The sequence below is a fragment of the Nocardioides secundeburneus genome, from assembly GCF_039939255.1.
Lineage (GTDB): Bacteria > Actinomycetota > Actinomycetes > Propionibacteriales > Nocardioidaceae > Nocardioides.
This window is the reverse complement of the sequence record NZ_JBDUUE010000009.1, coordinates 15,546-33,095: the sequence shown is the minus strand read 5'-3', so window position 1 is coordinate 33,095 and position 17,550 is coordinate 15,546. Positions and strand designations below refer to the sequence as shown.

Annotated in this window: 12 protein-coding genes and 1 tRNA gene; 10 read left to right on the top strand and 3 right to left on the bottom strand. The window is 74.7% G+C overall.

Annotated elements, in window-relative coordinates:
- The first annotated feature begins 52 nt into the window (after window positions 1-52).
- Together ABFT23_RS21670 and ABFT23_RS21665 are read left to right on the top strand one after the other, a co-directional pair.
- Window positions 53-1,648 (top strand): MXAN_6640 family putative metalloprotease, encoded by a 1,596-nt coding sequence (locus ABFT23_RS21670; RefSeq protein ID WP_347899028.1) that lies wholly within the window; start codon window positions 53-55, stop codon window positions 1,646-1,648.
- A gap of 165 nt (window positions 1,649-1,813) precedes the next feature.
- Window positions 1,814-3,397 carry an MXAN_6640 family putative metalloprotease gene (locus ABFT23_RS21665; RefSeq protein WP_347899026.1) on the top strand — a complete coding sequence of 528 codons (1,584 nt, stop codon included), beginning with the start codon at window positions 1,814-1,816 and terminating at the stop codon, window positions 3,395-3,397.
- Between the two features lie 3 nt (window positions 3,398-3,400).
- On the opposite strand, the gene ABFT23_RS21660 is transcribed toward ABFT23_RS21665, so the two are convergent.
- Window positions 3,401-5,398 carry an ATP-dependent DNA helicase gene (locus tag ABFT23_RS21660; protein WP_457623898.1) on the bottom strand — a complete coding sequence of 666 codons (1,998 nt, stop codon included), beginning with the start codon at window positions 5,396-5,398 and terminating at the stop codon, window positions 3,401-3,403.
- A gap of 122 nt (window positions 5,399-5,520) precedes the next feature.
- On the opposite strand from ABFT23_RS21660, the gene ABFT23_RS21655 reads away from it, so the two are divergent.
- Together ABFT23_RS21655 and ABFT23_RS21650 are read left to right on the top strand one after the other, a co-directional pair.
- Window positions 5,521-7,482, top strand: coding sequence for a vWA domain-containing protein (locus ABFT23_RS21655; protein WP_347899022.1), 1,962 nt, complete (start codon window positions 5,521-5,523; stop codon window positions 7,480-7,482).
- Between the two features lie 95 nt (window positions 7,483-7,577).
- Window positions 7,578-7,772 carry a DUF3040 domain-containing protein gene (locus ABFT23_RS21650; protein ID WP_347899020.1) on the top strand — a complete coding sequence of 65 codons (195 nt, stop codon included), beginning with the start codon at window positions 7,578-7,580 and terminating at the stop codon, window positions 7,770-7,772.
- 119 nt (window positions 7,773-7,891) lie between these two features.
- Here ABFT23_RS21650 and ABFT23_RS21645 read toward each other — a convergent pair.
- Window positions 7,892-7,970: transfer RNA gene (locus ABFT23_RS21645), tRNA-Gln, on the bottom strand.
- A gap of 64 nt (window positions 7,971-8,034) precedes the next feature.
- Window positions 8,035-8,808 (bottom strand): sulfite exporter TauE/SafE family protein, encoded by a 774-nt coding sequence (locus ABFT23_RS21640; RefSeq protein WP_347899019.1) that lies wholly within the window; start codon window positions 8,806-8,808, stop codon window positions 8,035-8,037.
- Window positions 8,809-8,940: 132 nt separating this feature from the next.
- On the opposite strand from ABFT23_RS21640, the gene ABFT23_RS21635 reads away from it, so the two are divergent.
- From ABFT23_RS21635 to ABFT23_RS21610, 6 genes are read left to right on the top strand one after another with little or no spacing between them, the layout of a single operon-like run.
- Window positions 8,941-10,032 carry an ATP-dependent DNA ligase gene (locus tag ABFT23_RS21635; RefSeq protein ID WP_347899017.1) on the top strand — a complete coding sequence of 364 codons (1,092 nt, stop codon included), beginning with the start codon at window positions 8,941-8,943 and terminating at the stop codon, window positions 10,030-10,032.
- Window positions 10,032-10,571: a hypothetical protein gene (locus tag ABFT23_RS21630; RefSeq protein WP_347899016.1), complete on the top strand. Its 540-nt coding sequence runs from the start codon at window positions 10,032-10,034 to the stop codon at window positions 10,569-10,571. Before ABFT23_RS21635 ends, ABFT23_RS21630 begins: the two co-directional genes overlap by 1 nt.
- 15 nt (window positions 10,572-10,586) lie before the next feature.
- Complete coding sequence (locus ABFT23_RS21625; protein ID WP_347899014.1) at window positions 10,587-11,321, top strand: hypothetical protein; 735 nt, start codon at window positions 10,587-10,589, stop codon at window positions 11,319-11,321.
- Window positions 11,318-14,071 (top strand): stealth conserved region 3 domain-containing protein, encoded by a 2,754-nt coding sequence (locus ABFT23_RS21620; protein WP_347899012.1) that lies wholly within the window; start codon window positions 11,318-11,320, stop codon window positions 14,069-14,071. Before ABFT23_RS21625 ends, ABFT23_RS21620 begins: the two co-directional genes overlap by 4 nt.
- The gene (locus ABFT23_RS21615) at window positions 14,072-14,815 is read left to right on the top strand and encodes a hypothetical protein (RefSeq protein ID WP_347899010.1); all 744 of its coding nucleotides are present in this window, start codon (window positions 14,072-14,074) and stop codon (window positions 14,813-14,815) included.
- A complete protein-coding gene (locus tag ABFT23_RS21610; protein WP_347899008.1) occupies window positions 14,812-17,544 on the top strand; it encodes a stealth conserved region 3 domain-containing protein in 2,733 nt (910 codons plus the stop codon). Before ABFT23_RS21615 ends, ABFT23_RS21610 begins: the two co-directional genes overlap by 4 nt.
- Window positions 17,545-17,550 lie beyond the last annotated feature (6 nt).

The following is a 17,550-nucleotide window of genomic DNA, read 5'->3' as shown; positions in this document are numbered from 1 at the left end:
CCGCGGGTTACGGTGAGGCCCGTTCCCCACACCCCATCACTCCGGAGCAACGATGTCCCTCCGCCCCGTCCGGGCCCTCGTCGCCGCCGCGGCCGTCGCCGCGCTGGTCACGACGCCGCTGACGTCCCCGACAGCGACCGCGGCGACCGCAGCGACGCCCGTGGCTCCCGCCACCGACGGCGGCAAGGCGGACCGCGCGGCGTCACCTGCGGCGCGGCGGGCCGCCGACGCGGTCGCCACCGCGCGGGCCGTCGGCGCCGGGCGCAAGGCCGGCGACCTCACGATGGCGCTGCGCGACGTCGCCAACACCCGCGACGCCCTCACCGGCGCCGACCGCGCGGCCGCCGACCGGCTCCTCATGCGGCCCACCGCCCCGAACGGCGACGGCAACCTCGACTACGACGGCGCCCCGGTCACCCGTACCTGCTCGGCCGTCGCCTGCGTGCACTACGTGACCGGCGCCGGCGACGCCGACGCAGCCAGCCCGGCCTACGCCCAGAACGTGCTCGCCCTGGTCACCCAGACCAGCAACACCTACGTCACCGCCGGCTACCGCCGTCCCAAGGCCGACGGCAATCGCGGCGGCGACGCCCGCATCGACGTCTACCTCGGCGACATCGGCGGGATGGGCCTCTACGGCTACTGCGCCTCCGACGACCCCAGCCGCAGCACCGCCGACTACTCGCGCTGGGCCTACTGCGCGCTCGACAACGACTACAGCCGCGCCGAGTTCCCGACCAACACCCCTCTCGAGAACCTCCAGGTCACCGTCGCGCACGAGTACTTCCACGCCGTGCAGTTCGCCTACGACCGGTTCGAGGACAGCTGGCTCCTCGAGGCCACCGCCACCTGGGTCGAGGACGAGATGTACGACAGCGTCGACGACAACCGGCAGTACCTCCGCTCCAGCCAGCTCCGCCGGCCCGGCACGCCCCTCGACACCTTCGACGCCACCACCGGCTTCCACTACGGCACCTGGTCGTTCTTCCGGTTCCTGAGCGAGAGGTACCCGGCCAGGCGCGGAGTGCTGCCGGCGATCGTGCTGGAGGTCTGGCAGCGTGCCGACGGCAGCCGGGGCGGCCAGCGGGACCTCTACTCCTGGCAGGCCGTCAACGCCGTCCTGAAGCGCCGGGGCACCACCGGCGCGAAGATGCTGGCCTCCTACGCCGCGGCCAACCGACGTCCGGCGGCGAGCTACCGCGAGGGCCGCACCTACCCGCGGGCTCCGCTGGCCGGGCGGGCCTCGATGACGCCGGGCAAGACGGTGCGCGCCGAGAAGCGCATGCGACACCTGACCTCCGCCACCTACCGGTTCACGCCCAAGAACCTGGCGCGCCCGAGCTCGCGGCTGCGCCTCGCCCTCGACATGGCTCCGCGGTTCACCGGGTCCACCGCCCTGGTCACCACGGTGCTCACCAACGGCAAGGTCCGCACGGCCCGCATCTTCTTGACCAAGCGCGGCAACAAGACCAAGACCGTGCCCTTCAGCAGCCGCTCGGTCCGTAGCGTCGAGGTCACGCTCGTCAACGGCAGCGGTCGCTTCGAGTGCTGGCGTCGCCCCTATCCCGAGAACCCGACGTTCTCCTGCTCGGGCATCCCGAAGGACGACCGCGTCGTCAACCGTCTCACCGCGACCGCGGTGCGCTGACACACCCTCGGCCCGCCCCCGACGGCCACGGGCCGGCCCCGACCTCGGCGACACGCCCGGGTCCGTGCCGGCCCGTCGCACGTCTAGACCACTCGCTACGGTGGACGCTCCTTCCCCGACAGGTCCGGAGTCGTCGTGCCCTGCCCTCCCGCCCGGCGTGCTGCCGTGCTCACCACCCTCCCGCTCGCCCTGCTCCTCGCGGGCACCGTGCTGCCCGGCCCCGCGGCGTCGTCCGCCACGGCGAGCGGGCCCGACGACGTCCTGGCGCCCAGCGAGCGGCGCGCGATCGCCGCGACCGAGCGGGCCGAGGTCGTCGCCGAGGGCATCGGCGACCCGGACAGCGCCGCGGGCGGTGGCACGAGCACCGAACGGGCCGACGTCACGATGGCCCTGCGCGAGGTCGCCAACACCCGCGAGGTGCTCAGCGGCGACGAGCGCGAGGCCGCCGACGCCCTCCTGCGCCGTCCGACCGACGGCGCCGGCGACGGGCTGCTCGCCTACGACGTCGTCGAGGCGACGCCGGTGTGCACCGAGCACCTGTGCGTGCACTACGTGGCGACGACCGACGACGCCCCCGCCATGACCGACGGCAACGGCGACGGCGTGCCCGACTACGTGCAGACCACGCTCGACACGCTCACCCGGGTCGCCGACGACTACGTCGCGGCCGGCTACCGGCGTCCCAAGCCCGACGGCGCGCGCGGCGGCGACGCCCGCACCGACGTCTACCTCGGCGACCTCGGGCCCGGCATCTACGGCTACTGCAGCTCCGACGACCCGTCGACGTCGAACAGCCGGGGCGACCGCTGGGCCTACTGCGTGCTCGACAACGACTACGACCCCACCGACTTCCCCTCGAACACGCCCCTGGAGAACCTCCGGGTCACCATCGCCCACGAGTACTTCCACGCCGTGCAGTTCGCCTACGACCGCTACGAGGACGCCTGGCTGCTCGAGGCCACCGCCGCCTGGGTCGAGGACGAGATGTTCGACGACGTCGACGACAACCTGCAGTACCTGCGCAACAGCCCGATGACGCAGCCGAAGGTCTCGCTCGACAAGTTCGGCAACGGCGGCTTCCACTACGGCACCTGGTCGTTCTTCCGCTACCTGACCGAGAGGTTCCGGGCCCGGCAGGGCCGACTTCCCACGCTCGTGCGCGACGTGTGGCGCCTGGCGGACTCGGCCCCCGGCGGGCCCGACCTCTACTCCTGGCAGGCCGTCGAGAAGGCGCTCGCGGCGCGCGGCGTGACGGGCAAGCGGATGCTCGCCGGCTTCGCCGCCGCCAACCGGCGTCCGGCCCGCGCCTACCGCGACGGCGCGGTCAACCGCTACCCGACCGCGCCGGTCGCGGCGTGGCGGACGCTCTCCCCCGGCGCCCGCGGCCAGGCCTACGTCAAGATGAAGCACCTGACCACGGCGACGGTGGTGCTGCGCAAGGACGGGCTGCGCCCGTCGTCGCGGGTCAAGCTGACCTTCGACATGGGGGCCCGCGCGACCAGCCCGGTCGCGCTGACCACGACGTACTTCACCGACGGCACGACCTCGACGACCCGGGTCAGCCTCGGCCCGGCCGGCAAGGGCACGCGCTGGATCCCGGTCGGCCAGGCCCGCATCCAGCGCGTCGAGGTCACCTTGACCAACGGCAGCGCACGGTTCCGCTGCTTCCAGGGCACCACGTTCTCGTGCGGCGGCCGCCCGCTCGACAACGCGGTGCGCAACGGGTTCGGCCTGCAGGTGCTGGGCTGAGGATCACCCGGTGGCGGCGAGCCGGGCCAGGGCCTGTCGCACGACGCGGGGGTCGGTGGTCGACCACATCGGCGGCAGGCTCGCCTTGAGGAAGCTGCCGTAGCGGGCGGTCGCGACCCGGGGGTCGAGGACGGCGACCACGCCCCGGTCGGTCGTGGTGCGGATGAGCCGGCCGGCGCCCTGGGCCATGAGCAGCGCCGCGTGGGTGGCCGAGACCTGCATGAACCCGTTGCCGCCCGCCTTGTCGGCGGCCTGGGCGCGGGCGCTCATCAGGGGGTCGTCGGGGCGCGGGAACGGCACCCGGTCGATGAGCACCAGCTGGCAGGTGTCGCCGGGCACGTCGAGGCCCTGCCAGAGGCTGAGCGTGCCGAACAGGCAGGTGTGCGGGTCGCCGACGAACTGGGCGGCCAGCTCGGGCAGCTGGGCCTCGCCCTGGGCCAGGGTGGTCAGGTGCGGCAGGCGGGTGCGGACCTCCTCGGCGGCGGTCTCGGCCGCCCGGCGGCTCGAGAAGAGGCCGAGGGTGCGACCGTCGGCGGCGTCGACGAGCTCGACGATCTCGTCGAGCTGGGCCTTGCCCAGCCCGTCGCGCCCCGGTGCGGGCAGGTGCCGGGCGATGTAGAGGATGCCCTGGCGGGCGTAGTCGAAGGGCGAGCCGACGTCGAGGCCGGTCCAGGGCAGGACGTCCTCGGACTTCGCCGGCCCCACGCCGTCGAGGACCCGCTCGGTGGGCTTGAGCCCGACGCTGGTCGCGACCGAGGAGAAGTCGCCGCCGAGCATGAGCGTGGCCGACGTCATGACGACGGTCTTGTCGGTGAGCAGCTTGTCGCGCATCTGGCCCCACACCTGCAGGGGCGCGACGTGCAGGCGCGGGGGCAGCCGGTCGCGACCCTCGGAGAGCCACAGGACGTCGGCCTGCGCGCCCGACGCCATGCGGTCGGCGATGGCGAAGACCTCCTGCACCGAGCCCTTGGCCTGCTGGAGCCCGGCGTCGCCCTCGGCGTCCTTGCTCTCGGACGAGCCCCGCGGGTAGGCCGAGATGCAGGCCCGCGCCGCGTCGCGCACCAGCACCAGCGCGTCGGCGAGCGCGACGGGCAGCGACTCGAACCGCCCGGGCGGCGCGTCGGCCATCGCGTCGCGCAGCGTCTCGGCGGCGTCGGCGAGCTCGTCGGCCTGCTCGCCGTCGACGTGGCGCTGCGAGCGGCGCGCGGCCCGCTCGACGTCGGACGGCGACAGCTCGGCCGTGGCGGCCTGGGTGACCCGCTGCACCAGCTCGTGGGCCTCGTCGACGATGGCGACGTCGTAGTCGGGGATCATCGGCACGCCCTCGATGGCGTCGATGGCGAGCAGCGAGTGGTTGGTGACGACCAGGTGCGAGCGGTGGGCCTTCTCGCGGGCCAGCTCGACGAAGCACTCCTGGCCGAACGGGCACTTCGAGGCGCCGAGGCAGTCGCGGTGGCCGACGGAGACCTGGCGCCACTCGCGATCGGTGTGGCGCGGCGCGTTGTCGCGCTCGCCGGAGCCCTTCGTCTCGGCCTCCTTCTCCGCCCACGTGCGCAGCTCGAGCACCTTGCTGGCCATCGAGCCCTGGGGGACGTCGACGAGCACGCCCTGGTCGTCGGGCACGCCCTCGCGGATGCGGTGCAGGCAGGCGTAGTTGGAGCGGCCCTTGAGCACGGCGTAGGACGTGTCGAGGCCCTCGACGTCCTTGACCGCCTCGACCAGGCGCGGCAGGTCGCGCTCGACGAGCTGGTGCTGCAGGGCGAGGGTGGCCGTGGCGATGACGACCCGCTGGTCGTGCACGAGCGCCGGCACCAGGTAGGCCAACGACTTGCCCGTGCCGGTGCCGGCCTGCACGAGCAGGTGCTGCTCGTCGCGCATGGCCTGCGAGACGGCCTCGGCCATCGCCACCTGGCCGGAGCGCTCGCTGCCGCCGAGCGCCGTGACGGCGCGCGCCAGCACGTCGCCGACGGTGGTGGAGGCAGTGGTGGACTCGGGCACCAGCGAACCCTAACGACGTCCACCGACACGCGTGCGACGGCGTGGCCGACCTGTGGAGGAGCGGTCGTGGTCGCGGCGACGACCGCGTGATGATTGAGCCGGCGTCCGCGGGGAAGGGGACGGCGGTGCGCCTGCCCCTGTCGTCCTCCGCCGTGGTGAGCACGCTGCTGGCCCTGCTGCCGGTCGCGAGTCCCGCCGCCTCCTCCGCCACCCCGACACGCCCGCCGGCGAGCGACACCCCCGGCGCGCTCGTGCTCGTGCTGGACGCCTCGGGCTCGATGGCCGAGCCCGCCGGCGGCGGGACGAGCCGCATCGAGGCGGCGCGGACGGCGCTCGGCGAGGTGATCGACGCCCTCCCCGACGACCAGGAGGTCGCCCTGCGGGTCTTCGGCGCCGAGGTCGAGTTCGCCGACCAGCCCGGCGCCTGCCAGGACTCCCAGCGCGTCGTCGACCTCGGCACCGACAACCGCGACGACCTGAGGGCCGCGGTCGATTCCTACCGCCCCTTCGGCGAGACGCCGACCGGGTACGCGCTGCAGCAGGCCGGCGATGACCTCGGCGTCGACGGGCAGCGCAGCATCATCCTGGTCTCCGACGGCGAGCCGACCTGCGCCCCCGACCCCTGCGCCGTCGCCCGGCAGCTTGTGCGGGACGGCGTCGACGTGCGCATCGACGTGGTCGGCCTGTCGGTCTCCGGAGCGGCCCGCGAGCAGCTGCAGTGCGTCGCCGACGCCGGGCGGGGCACCTACTACGACGCCGACGACGCCGACGAGATCGTCAGCGGCCTCACGACGTCGGCGGCCCGGGCGGCGCGTCCCTTCGACCTCACCGGCACCCCGGTGCAGGGCACCGCCGCCGAGGCCGGCGCGCCGACCATCGGGCCCGGACAGTGGCTGGACACCATGCCCGCCGACGGCGGCCGGTTCTACCGGCTGACGCGGAGCGTGCCGGGCTCGACCCTGCACGTGGGCATGGTGACCCGCAGCCGGCCCGACGCGACCACGGCCTCGGCGCGCCTGACCCTCTTGCCCGCGGACGGCGGCACGTCCTGTGCGAGCGAGCCCACCATCGGCGTCGTGCTGGGGATGCGCAACCCGCTCCTGCTCGGCGGCGTCTCCAGTGCCGTCCGCGATCCGGGCGCGGCGTGCAACACCGACCCGACGCTGCTCCTGGAGATCGAGCACGCCACCGGCGCCCCCGAGCCGTTGGCCGGGCAACCGCTCGAGATCGCGGTCTACGAGGAGCCGCCGCTGGCCGACCCGGGCAACCCGCCCGCCGCCGTCGCCCCGCTCGACGACGGGGCCTGGGTGCCCATGACGCCCGAGCCCCGGCCCACCGAGGTCGTGCCCGGAACCAGCCTGGCGAGCGCCCCGGTGATCGGCGAGGGCTCGTGGTCGGCCGACATCCAGCCCGGTGAGGCGCAGGTCTTCGCCGTCCCGGTCGACTGGGGCCAGGACGTGCAGTTCCAGCTCGACACCCGGGTGACGCCGGAGGCGGCTGCGGCCGCGGCGGTCGGCAGCGACCTGGGCCTGACGGTCGTCGGTCCGGTGCGCTCCCGCGACGAGGTGGACTACTACGCCCAGGAGCCCCCGAGCTGGACGACGACCGCCTTCGGCAACATCGCGCCCGGGACGCCCTTCCGCATCGGGGCCCGCTCCCAGCCGGTGGGCTACGACCACCGCTTCGCGCTCGGCGCCGAGGCCGGCAGCTCGGTGGCCGGGCTGCGCTACGTCCAGGTCGCCTACAACGTGCGCGGCGACGACGCCAACCTGCCCTACACGCTCACGGTCCGGGTCAACGGCGAGCCCGGTGCGGGTGCACCCGAGTACGACGAGAGCGCCGGCCTCCCCGTGCCCGCCGCCGACTCGCCGCTGGTCGGCGACGCAGTGGCGGACGACGACTCCGGGGCCGTCGAACCTCGGGAAGACGACGCCGGGGCCGACGACGCCGGAAGCGACGCCTCGGGGACCGTGCGGGACGAGGGGTCCGGTACCTGGACCCTCGTCGCCGGCGGTGCCGGAGCGCTGTTCGTGCTCGCCCTCGTGGCCGTCGTGGTCCGCCGCCGCCGCACCGCACCGCCCGGGTAGGAGTCGGACCCGCGTCGCCGGTCCTGGTCGAGGGGCGAGCGCAGTCAACTGTGCCGGATGCCCTTACGTGGCACAGTGCCGACATGGTCGACGAGGTGCGAGACGAACCGGACGCTGCCGACGGCGTCGCCCGCCGACGGTTCCGCCCGAAGGTGGTGGTGCCGCTGGCCATGCTCGTCGTCAGCCTGGGGCTGATGACGGTGGGCCTCAGCACCGACCGGATCGGCCTGGCGATCGCCGGCTTCGTGCTCCTCTTCGCACTGGCCTCGTTCTACGGCCTCACGTTCTAGGTCGTCCGGATCCTGGTGGTCGCCGTTGAGGTCCGGCGCCGAGAGCGACGCCAGGAGGCCGAGCAGGATGGGGCATCCCATGCGTGGGCCCCTCGTCGCCGGCGGTGCCGCACTGCGCGCTCCCCGGGTAGGAGTCGAACCTACGTCGCTAGTCCTGATTCAAAGTCAGGCGGGCCCTGCCGGCAGACCAACCGGGGATAGGTGCCCCAGGGTAGGCGGTGGCGGCGTCCGGGGCACCACGGGATGCCCCGAGCGCCGTCGCTCAGCGCGTCGCCTGCACGACGTACAGCCCGGCGAGCGAGAGGGCGAGGACGCCGAGCAGCACCCGCAGGGCCCGCTCGGGCAGGTGCGGCTGCAGCGTCGCCCCGAGGTAGCCGCCGACGAGGCCACCGAGGCCCGCGCACACGCCGATCGAGACGTCGGGCGACACCGAGCCCGGCGCGTCGAGCGCGAGGACGGCGTAGGCCGCCACCCCGGCGACCGACGTCGTCCAGGTGGCGAGCAGCGCCGCCGGGGCGACGGTCGCGACCGCCATCCCGCAGCCGACCAGCAGCGGCCCGAGCAGCGAGCCGCCACCGACGCCGTACAACCCGCCGGCGATGCCGACCCCGAACGCCAGGAGCCTCACCTGCGACGGCGCCAGCCGGCGCTCGTCACCGGCACCAGCGGGCCGCGGTGGGCGCAGCACGAGCACGCCCACGGGCACGAGCACGGCGGCGGCGACGAGCCGGAACACGTCGGGGTCGGCCGCCACGTGCACGCGCAGGACCGCTCCGACGACGACGCCCGGCACCGACCCGGTGGTCATCTGCGCGGCCAGGGCCCGGTCGATGCGGCCACGGCCGAGGAACCGCAGCACCCCACCGGGTCCGGCGACGACGTTGTAGAGCAGGTTCGTCGGCGTCAGGCGCGGGTTGGGCACGTGCAGCACCGAGAGCTGCACCGGCAGCAGGAAGACGGCGCCCGAGACCCCGACCGGGGTCGTGACCGTGGCGATCACGAACCCGGCGAGGAGGGCCACCACGTCGTCCGGCATCACCGGACACCCTGTCAGGCGAAGCGCTTGTCCCGACGTCCGACGTCCACCGGCGCGCTGGGAGGCGACCCGCCCGGGCACGTCGTCCTCGGTCAGCCGCCGAGGTGGGGGCACCCGTGGTTAGGTGGACTCGTGGACCTGCCCGTCATGCCGCCCGTGCAGCCGATGCTCGCCAAGGCGGTCAAGGGCGTGCCCGACCCGGCCAAGCACGGCGGGCTGAGCTTCGAGCCCAAGTGGGACGGCTTCCGCTGCCTCGTCTTCAAGGACGGCGACGAGGTCGAGCTGACCAGCCGCAACACCAAGCCGCTGACCCGCTACTTCCCCGAGCTCGTCGCCGCCGCCCGCGAGCAGCTGCCCGCGCGGTGCGTGCTCGACGGCGAGGTGTTCGTCGCCGTCGGGGCGCGCCTCGAGTTCGAGGTGCTGCAGGAGCGCATCCACCCGGCCGACTCGCGCGTGCAGATGCTGAGCGAGAAGACGCCCGCCTCGTTCGTCGCCTTCGACCTGCTCGCGCTCGGCGACGAGTCGTTCGTCGACCGGCCGTTCGCCGAGCGCCGGGCGGCCCTGGTCGCCGCGCTCGCCGGGCTCGCCGGCCCCTGCTACCTCACCCGCACCACCGACGACCCCGCCGTCGCCGAGCAGTGGTTCCACCAGTTCGAGGGCGCCGGCCTCGACGGCGTCATCGCCAAACCGCTGGGCGCGCCGTACTCCCCCAACGGCCGGACGATGATGAAGATCAAGCACGAGCGCACCGCCGACGTCGTCGTCGCCGGCTACCGCGAGCACAAGACCTCCACGCCCGAGCGCCCGCTGCTCGGCAGCCTGCTGCTCGGGCTCTACGCCGACGGCGAGCTGCAGCACGTCGGCGTCTCGGCCTCGTTCACCGACAAGCGGCGCGCCGAGCTGATCGAGGAGCTGCAGCCGCTGGTGTGCGAGATCCAGGACCACCCGTGGGGCCGCTGGCAGGAGTTCCTGGTCGGCAACCCCGATCGCGTGCCCGGCACCCAGAGCCGGTGGAGCCAGGGCAAGGACCTCTCGTTCACGCCCCTGCGGCCCGAGCGCGTGCTCGAGGTCAAGTACGACGCCATGGAGGGCCGGCGCTTCCGGCACACCGCGCACTTCAAGCGCTGGCGCGACGACCGCGACCCCGGGTCGTGCGGCTACGACCAGCTGGAGCAACCTGTGAGCTACGACCTCGCCGAGGTCTTGAGTGGAGGACGGAACTGATGGCCGACTACGACGTCGTCCTGCTCGTCGAGCAGGCGCTGACCCCCCAGGACGCCCGGCAGGTGCGCTCGTTGCACGAGGGCATCGACGACCCGGTCACCTACCACGTCCTCCTGCCCCTCGACGACGCCGCGGCACGCGTCGAGGCCTCGCTCGGCTCGCTGTCGGGCAGCGAGCTGCTGGCCGCACCGCACGTGCCGATGGAGACCGTCGACCTCGACGCCGTCCGCGAGGACGCCCGCACGCAGGCCGAGGCCGACCTCGTCGCGACCGTCGCCGCCCTCGAGGCCGCCGGTGCCGCCGTCGCCTCCAGCACGCTCGTCACCGGCAGCCCGATCGACGAGCTGGTCGCCAAGGTGAAGGAGATCGACGGCCGCGAGACGATCGTGCTCACCCAGCCCCACGTCGTCGCCGAGCTGTTCCGCCTCGACTGGGCCTCCAAGGCCCGGCGCGAGCTCGACATCCCGGTGCTGCACCTGCTCGAGCACGAGACCTTCGACGAGCAGGCGGCCGGGCCCGACGGCATCAGCGGTGCCTGACACTACGATCGGCGGGTGAGGTTCCGCCGGCGCGCCGACGACGTCGGGGCCGCCGACCCCGCACGTGGTGCCCTCGCCGTCGACTTCGCCGGCGTGCTCGACGGCCGACGGCTCTGGGTCGCCGTTCCCGCCGCGCGGGGGCGCATCGCGCTCCGCTCGAGCGGCGGCGCGCTGGTCGACCTGCCCGACGAGGGGGCGACCGGCCCGGCGCAGCCGGGCTTCGTCGCGGCCCGGCTCGACCTCGCCCCGCTGCCCCCGACCGAGGCGGCCTACGACGTCGTGCTCGTCGACGGCGACGCCGTGCGGCCGCTGACCGGTGAGGTCGTGCCGACGTGGCGCCGTCCGGACGACGGCCCGGGCCGGCGTCTCGAGACCGACGACGGGGTGCTCCGGCTACGCACCAGCCCGGTCGTCGAGGCCGCCACCCTCGTCTCGGCGAGCCTGCAGCCCGACGGCATCCGGCTCGGGCTCGACCGCCCGGGCCCGGTCGTGCTGGTCGGCGACGACGGCGTGCTCGCCGGCTGGGACGACGGCTGGCTCGACGAGTCGGCCCTCGACGGCGTCGCCCCGCAGGACGCCCGGGTGCTCGTCGGGACGACGCGCCTGCCCGTGTGGCGGCGCGACAACGACCTGCGGGCCGCGCGGCGGGGCGCTCCCCTCCCCTCGACGCCGCGGCTGCGCCTGCACTGGACCGACGCCGGCGTCCTCGCCGCCCGCGTCGGCGCGCCCGCCGGGGAGGTCACCTCGTGAAGGTCGGCTTCCTCGTGTTCAACCTCGACGGCATGGGCGGCACCAGCCGTTCGGTCGTCACCCAGGCGACCGCGCTGCTCGACCGACCCGAGGTCGAGCAGGTCCGCCTCGTCAGCGTCGTCCGGACCTCCGGGCGGCCCCACTACACGCTCGACCGGCGCCTCGGCGTCGACTACCTGGTCGACGTCCGCGCGGCCGACGCACCGGCGCTCGACGGCGTCGCCCCCGAGGTCGCGGCCCGGCTCCACGCCCGCGAGTCGGCCCTCGTGCCGGCCCGGTGGGACGCCCAGTTCACCGCGCTCACCGACGTGGCCGTCGAGGCCGCGCTGCCGGGGCTCGACGTCGACGTGCTGGTGACCGTGACTCCCGGCCTGCTGGCGGCGGCCGTCGCGCTGGTGCCCGACCGGGTCGTGGTCGTGCACCAGGAGCACCGCGCCTCGCACACCCGCGACGGGGGCCTCGAGCCGTTGCTCGCGCTCGCTCCGCGCGCCGACGTCGTCGCCCTGCTCACGCCGACCGTCGAGGAGTGGCTGCGGGACCGTCTCGGCGACCTCGCGCCGGTCACCGTCGTCGTCCCGAACCCGTTGCCGCTCGGCTACCACCCCCGCTCGACGCTGCAGCAGTCGCTCGTCGTCACCGCCGGCCGTCTCGTCGGCGAGAAGCAGTTCCCGCGGCTCGTCGACGCGTTCGCCGAGGTGGCCGCCGACCTGCCCGGCTGGCGGCTGCGCATCTGCGGCGAGGGTCCACAGCGCGGCGAGCTGGTGCGCCAGGTGCGCCGCTACGACCTGTGGGACCGCGTCGAGCTGCCGGGCGCCGTGCCCGACATGCGGGCCGAGTGGGCGCGGGCGTCGGTCGCTGCGCTCAGCTCGCGCACCGAGGGGTACCCGCTCGTGCTGCAGGAGGCCATGGCCGCCGGGGTCCCCGTAGTCTCCTTCGACTGCCCGTCGGGGCCGCGCGAGATCGTCGACCACGACGTCAACGGGCTGCTCGTCGCCCCGCAGGCCACCAGTGGGCTCGCCGCGGCCCTGCGCCGTGTCGCCCTCGACGACGACCTGCGCCACCGCCTGGGCGCGGGCGCCCTCGCCGCCGCCGCGCAGTGGTCGGCCCACGACCTGGCCGAGCGCTGGGTCGGTGTCTTCGGCGACGCCGTGGCGCGACGCGACGGTCGCGGGCCACTCGCGGCGCGGGCGCTCGCCGTGGCGACCGCCGGGCCGACCGCGGCCGCGACAGTTTCGTCGGACACCACGCCTCACGAGATCGTGACTCCGGCGGAGGCACGCCGTACCGCGCTCGCCTGCGCGGTCGAGGCCGCGCGCTCGGCCACCGACACGTGGTGGGTCATGCCGGCCCACGGCGCCGAGTCGCCGACCCCCACGGTGGTCGTGCCGATGGAGGCACGCGACGCCGTGCTGCAGGCCCTCGCCCGCAGCGGCAGCGCCCCCTACCTCTGCCTGCGCGACCCGGCCGAGGCCGGCTGGCCCGAGCGGCGGGGCCACGTCGCCGCACTCGCCACCGACCTCCGCCGCGGACGCACCTCGGTCGTCGGTCTCGAGCCCTGGCCGGGCGGCTCGCCGTCCGGCGGAGGAGCGTCGCTGCTGAGCGGCGTCGGCGGCGTCGAGATCGAGTTCTGGGAGACCGATCCGGCCGGCGACCTCGTCGCGCCGCGCCGCAACCCCTACGCCGACCGGGTGCCGCCCGCCCTGGTCCGCGCCGGGGCGATCGAGGCCGACGTCGACGGCGTCGCCGTCCGGTCGCTGCCCCTGATGCTCGCGCCGACCGTGACCGAGGTCCGGTTCCCGATCGACGTCGTCTACACCTGGGTCGACGGCCACGACCCCGCCTGGGAGGCCTCACGGACCGCGCGGCTCGACGGCCTCGGGGCGACGTCCGGAGACGCACGGACCAGGTCGTCGAGCGGCCGCGCCCGCTACGTCGACCACGGCGAGCTGCGCTACTCGATGCGCTCCCTGCACCTGTTCGCGCCCTGGGTGCGCACGATCCACCTCGTCACCGCCGGGCAGGTGCCGCCGTGGCTCGACGTCGACCACCCGCGCGTCAACGTCGTCGACCACCGCGACATCCTGCCCGCCGATGCCCTGCCCACCTTCAGCTCGCACGCCATCGAGACCGCACTGCACCGCGTGCCCGGCCTCGCCGAGCACTTCGTCTACCTCAACGACGACTTCCTGCTCGGTCGCCCCGTCGCCCCGGAGGCCCTGTTCAGCCCCGCCGGCCTGACGTCGGTCTACTTCTCCCGCCAGAACGTCGGGCTGAGCGACGGCGACGGGTCCTCCCCCGCCTACGTCAAGGCCGCCTGGAACAACCGGCGCCTGCTGCACGAGGCGTTCGGCGCCGTGTCGCTGCGTCACCTCGCCCACGCCCCCTACGCCCACCGAGTCTCGGTGCTCGAGGCCGTCGCCGACCGGTTCCCCGAGGCCCTCGCGGCGACGGCGCGCTCGCCGTTCCGCTCCGACACCGACGTCTCGACGCTGAGCTCGCTCGCCCAGCACTACGGGCTGCTCACCGGCACCGCCTACGTCGCCTCGCTCGAGGAGCACCCGCTCACGTTCGTCAATCTGACCAACGCCGGTGTCGAGGGCCGGTTGCGCCACGCCCTGCGGCGCGAGCAGGACTTCCTGTGCCTCGGCGACCACCACGACCACGCCCTCGACGCCGATCACCTCGACCGCGTGCTCGCCGACTTCTTCGCCGACTACTACCCGGTGCCGGCCCCCTGGGAGAGTGTCTAGATGGTCTTGTTCTCCCGGAGGCGCGGACGTGTCTCCGCGGTGCACGCGCGCATCGCCGACGGCGAGCACCTCTGGCTCGCCGTGCGCGGGGCCGAGAGCCTGTGCCTGGTCCGCGACGGCGGGCCGACGCCCGGGCCCGTCGTCGACGTCGACACCGAGGTCGAGACCCACGACGGCGTCCGGCTCCTCACGGCGGTCGTCACGCTCGCGGCCATCGACGCCGACGACGATGCCGACGACCTCGTCGTCCGCCTGCGCCACGGCGCGCGCCGTCGTCCGGTGGCCCTCGCCCTGGCCGACCGCCCGTCGTCCCCGACCCTCGAGACGCCGCCGACCGCCGACCGCCGCTGGCAGTGGAGCATCCACGACGACCGCGGCCTGGTCCTCCGTCGCACCGCCCGCGAGCCCGGCGTCGGGGTCCTCGGTGTCGCGCGCCTCGACGACACCGTCGTCGTCCGGCTCGAGGGGTCGCCCTCGACGGTCACCGTGCACGGCTCGACGCTCGCCGTCGACGACGGCGTCGTCGTGCTCCCGCCCGTCTCCCGCCTGGGGCTCGACGACCTGCCCGTCGGCACCCCGGCCCTGCTCGAGGCCGACGGCCGGGCCGTCGTCCGCACCCGCAGCGTCACCGACCGCCCCAACTACGCCACACTGCTGCCCTCGACGTCGTCGTCCGACGTCGAGCTGCGCTGGCTGCGCGACGGACGTCTGGCGCTCTACCGGCACGGGGGCACCGACGCATGAGGGTCGCCTTCCTGATCTCGTCGGTGCACGACGCCGGCGGCACGGCCGGCGCCGTCGTCACGCAGGCCAACGCGCTCGCCGCCCACGGTGTCGCCGTGCAGATCCTCAGCGTCCTGCCGCCCGACGGTGGCCACCACTTCCCCCTCGACCCGTCGGTCGTGGTCACCGACCTGGTCGACCACCGCTTCCGCGCGCTCGCCGACCGCTTGCCGCTGCTCATCCCGGACAACGCCGACCCCGGCCTCGACGCCCGCGCCGACGCCGCGCTCGAGCACGCGCTGCCGGCCCTGCAGGCCGACGTGCTCGTCACGGTCACGCCGGCGATGCTCGCCTACGCCGTCCAGCTCGCGCCGCCGGCCACGGTCGTCGTCCACCAGGAGCACCGGTCGTCGCACTCACGCCCCAACAGCCGCCACCTGCTGCTCGACATGGCCCGCCGGGCCGACGTCGTCGCCATGCTCACCGAGCCCATGGCGCACTGGCTGAGGGTCGAGCTCGGCGCCGACGCACCCGAGACCGTCGTGATGCCCAACGCCCTCGCCCCTGGCTACCGGCCACGCTCGCCGCTCACCGAGCCGGTCATCGTGTGCGCCGGGCGCCTGGCCACCGAGAAGCAGTGGCCCGTGCTCGTGCGGGCCTTCGCCGCCGTCGCCGACCAGGTCCCCGAGTGGCGGCTGCGCATCTTCGGCGAGGGGCACGGGCGCTTCGAGATCATGGGCGCCGCCCGCAAGCACGGTCTCTTCGACCGCGTCGAGCTGCCCGGCCCGTCGTCCGACATGCGCTTCGAGTGGGCGCGCGCCGGCATGTCGGCCCTTGCCTCGCAGGCCGGCGAGGGGTTCCCGCTCGTCATCCAGGAGGCGATGGCCGCCGGCGTGCCCGTGGTCGCCTACGACATGCCCACCGGCCCGCGCGACCAGATCGTCCACGACGTCGACGGACTGCTCGTCACCCAGGGCGCCGAGGCCGCCCTGTCCGCGGCCATCCTGCGGCTGGCCACCGACCCGGCCGAGCGGCTCCGGCTCGGCACCGCCGCGCGCGCCAAGGCCGCCACGTGGCACGCCGACGTGATCACCCCCCGCTGGCTCGAGGTCTTCGAGGCCGCGATCGCCCGCCGGACGGCGACGACGGCGTCCACCTCGGTCGGCGGCCGCGCCGCGGCCCTCGCCCGGTCCCGCGGCACCCGGCCGCTGCGCGTCGTCCACCCCGAGCGGGCGCCGGCCGGCCGCGAGGGCGACGACGTGAGCCCGGCGGAGGCGCGCCGCGACATCCTCGCCGCCGCCGTCCGGGTCGCCGACGGCCTCGGCGAGGTCGGCAGCGGCTGGTTCGTCGTCCCGCGCCGCAGCGGCCGGCCCACGACGCTGGTCCTGCCGATGCGGGCGCGTGCGGCGTTCCTCGGCGCGCTCGACGACACGACCCTGCCGCCCTACGTCTCGCTCCACGACCCCGAGCACCGCGGCTGGCCGAGCCGGCGCGGCACGGCGGAGGAGATGCGCGGGCCGCTGCTGCGCGGCCGCTCCGGTCGGGTGCTGCTCGAGCCGTGGCCCGTCGTCGAGACCGGCGACGAGGCCGGCGGCGGGGTGCGCGGCGCGCTGCTCGGGCGCGGGTGCGCCGTCGCGGTCGAGTTCTGGGAGCTCGGCGCCGACGGCGAGCTGCACGGCGTCCCGGGACACGTCACGTGGGCCCCGTCGGTGCCGGTGGGCGCCGCGACGGTGTCGCACACGGTCGACGACGTCGAGGTGCGCACCCTGCCGGTGATGGCGCGGCCGACGGTCTACGACGTCCGGTTCCCGGTCGACGTCGTCTACACGTGGGTCGACGGGTCCGACCCGGCCTGGGAGGAGCGGCGGCAGCGGCGGCTCGAGGAGGTGGCCACGGCGAGCGGCGACGAGACCGTCCTGACCCGTGCCTCCAGCGGCTCGGCCCGCTACGTCGACCGTGGCGAGCTGCGCTACTCGATGCGCTCGCTCCACCTGTTCGCCCCGTGGGTCCGCACCATCCACGTCGTCACCGACGGCCAGGTGCCCGACTGGCTCGACGTCGACCACCCGCAGATCCACCTGGTCGAGCACCGCGACCTGCTCCCGGCCGAGGCGCTGCCGACGTTCAGCTCGCACGCGATCGAGTCCGTCGTGCACCGCATCGACGGCCTGGCCGAGCACTTCGTCTACCTCAACGACGACTTCTTCGTCGGCGCCCCCACGTGGCCCGAGACGTTCTTCTCCAGCGCCGGGCTCCCGGTGGCCTACCGGTCGTCGACGGTCGCCGGCCTGCCCGGTGAGGCGACGCTGCCGTGGGCCGTCGCGGCCGACAACAACCGCGCGCTGCTCGAGTCGGCCTTCGGAGCCACCACGGTCAACACCCTCGTGCACGCCCCCTACGCCCACCGGGTCTCGACGCTGGAGGAGATCGCCGAGCGGTTCGCCGACGTCGTCGACGCCACCACGCGCGCGCCGTTCCGCTCGAGCACCGACGTCTCGATGCTCTCCTCGCTCGCCCAGCACTACGGCCTGCTCACCGGACGCGCGCTGATGGGCACCACCGACTACGCCTACGTCGACATCACCGAGGCCACGGTCCGACGTCGGTTCGTCGACCTGCTCCGTCGTCAACGCGGCGGCTTCTGCCTCGCCGACCACCACGACTTCGGCCGCGACCCGGCCCAGGTCGACGAGCTCGTCGACGAGTTCCTCCGGGCCTACTTCCCCATCGCCGCACCGTGGGAGCGCTGACCCGCG

Excerpts from the sequence above, each read along its gene's own strand:
- ABFT23_RS21670 (WP_347899028.1), top strand. The coding sequence starts at position 53 with ATGTCCCTCCGCCCCGTCCGGGCCCTCGTCGCCGCCGCGGCCGTCGCC.
- ABFT23_RS21640 (WP_347899019.1), bottom strand. The coding sequence starts at position 8,808 with ATGCCGGACGACGTGGTGGCCCTCCTCGCCGGGTTCGTGATCGCCACG.
- ABFT23_RS21630 (WP_347899016.1), top strand. The coding sequence starts at position 10,032 with ATGGCCGACTACGACGTCGTCCTGCTCGTCGAGCAGGCGCTGACCCCC.
- ABFT23_RS21615 (WP_347899010.1), top strand. The coding sequence starts at position 14,072 with ATGGTCTTGTTCTCCCGGAGGCGCGGACGTGTCTCCGCGGTGCACGCG.
- ABFT23_RS21610 (WP_347899008.1), top strand. The coding sequence starts at position 14,812 with ATGAGGGTCGCCTTCCTGATCTCGTCGGTGCACGACGCCGGCGGCACG.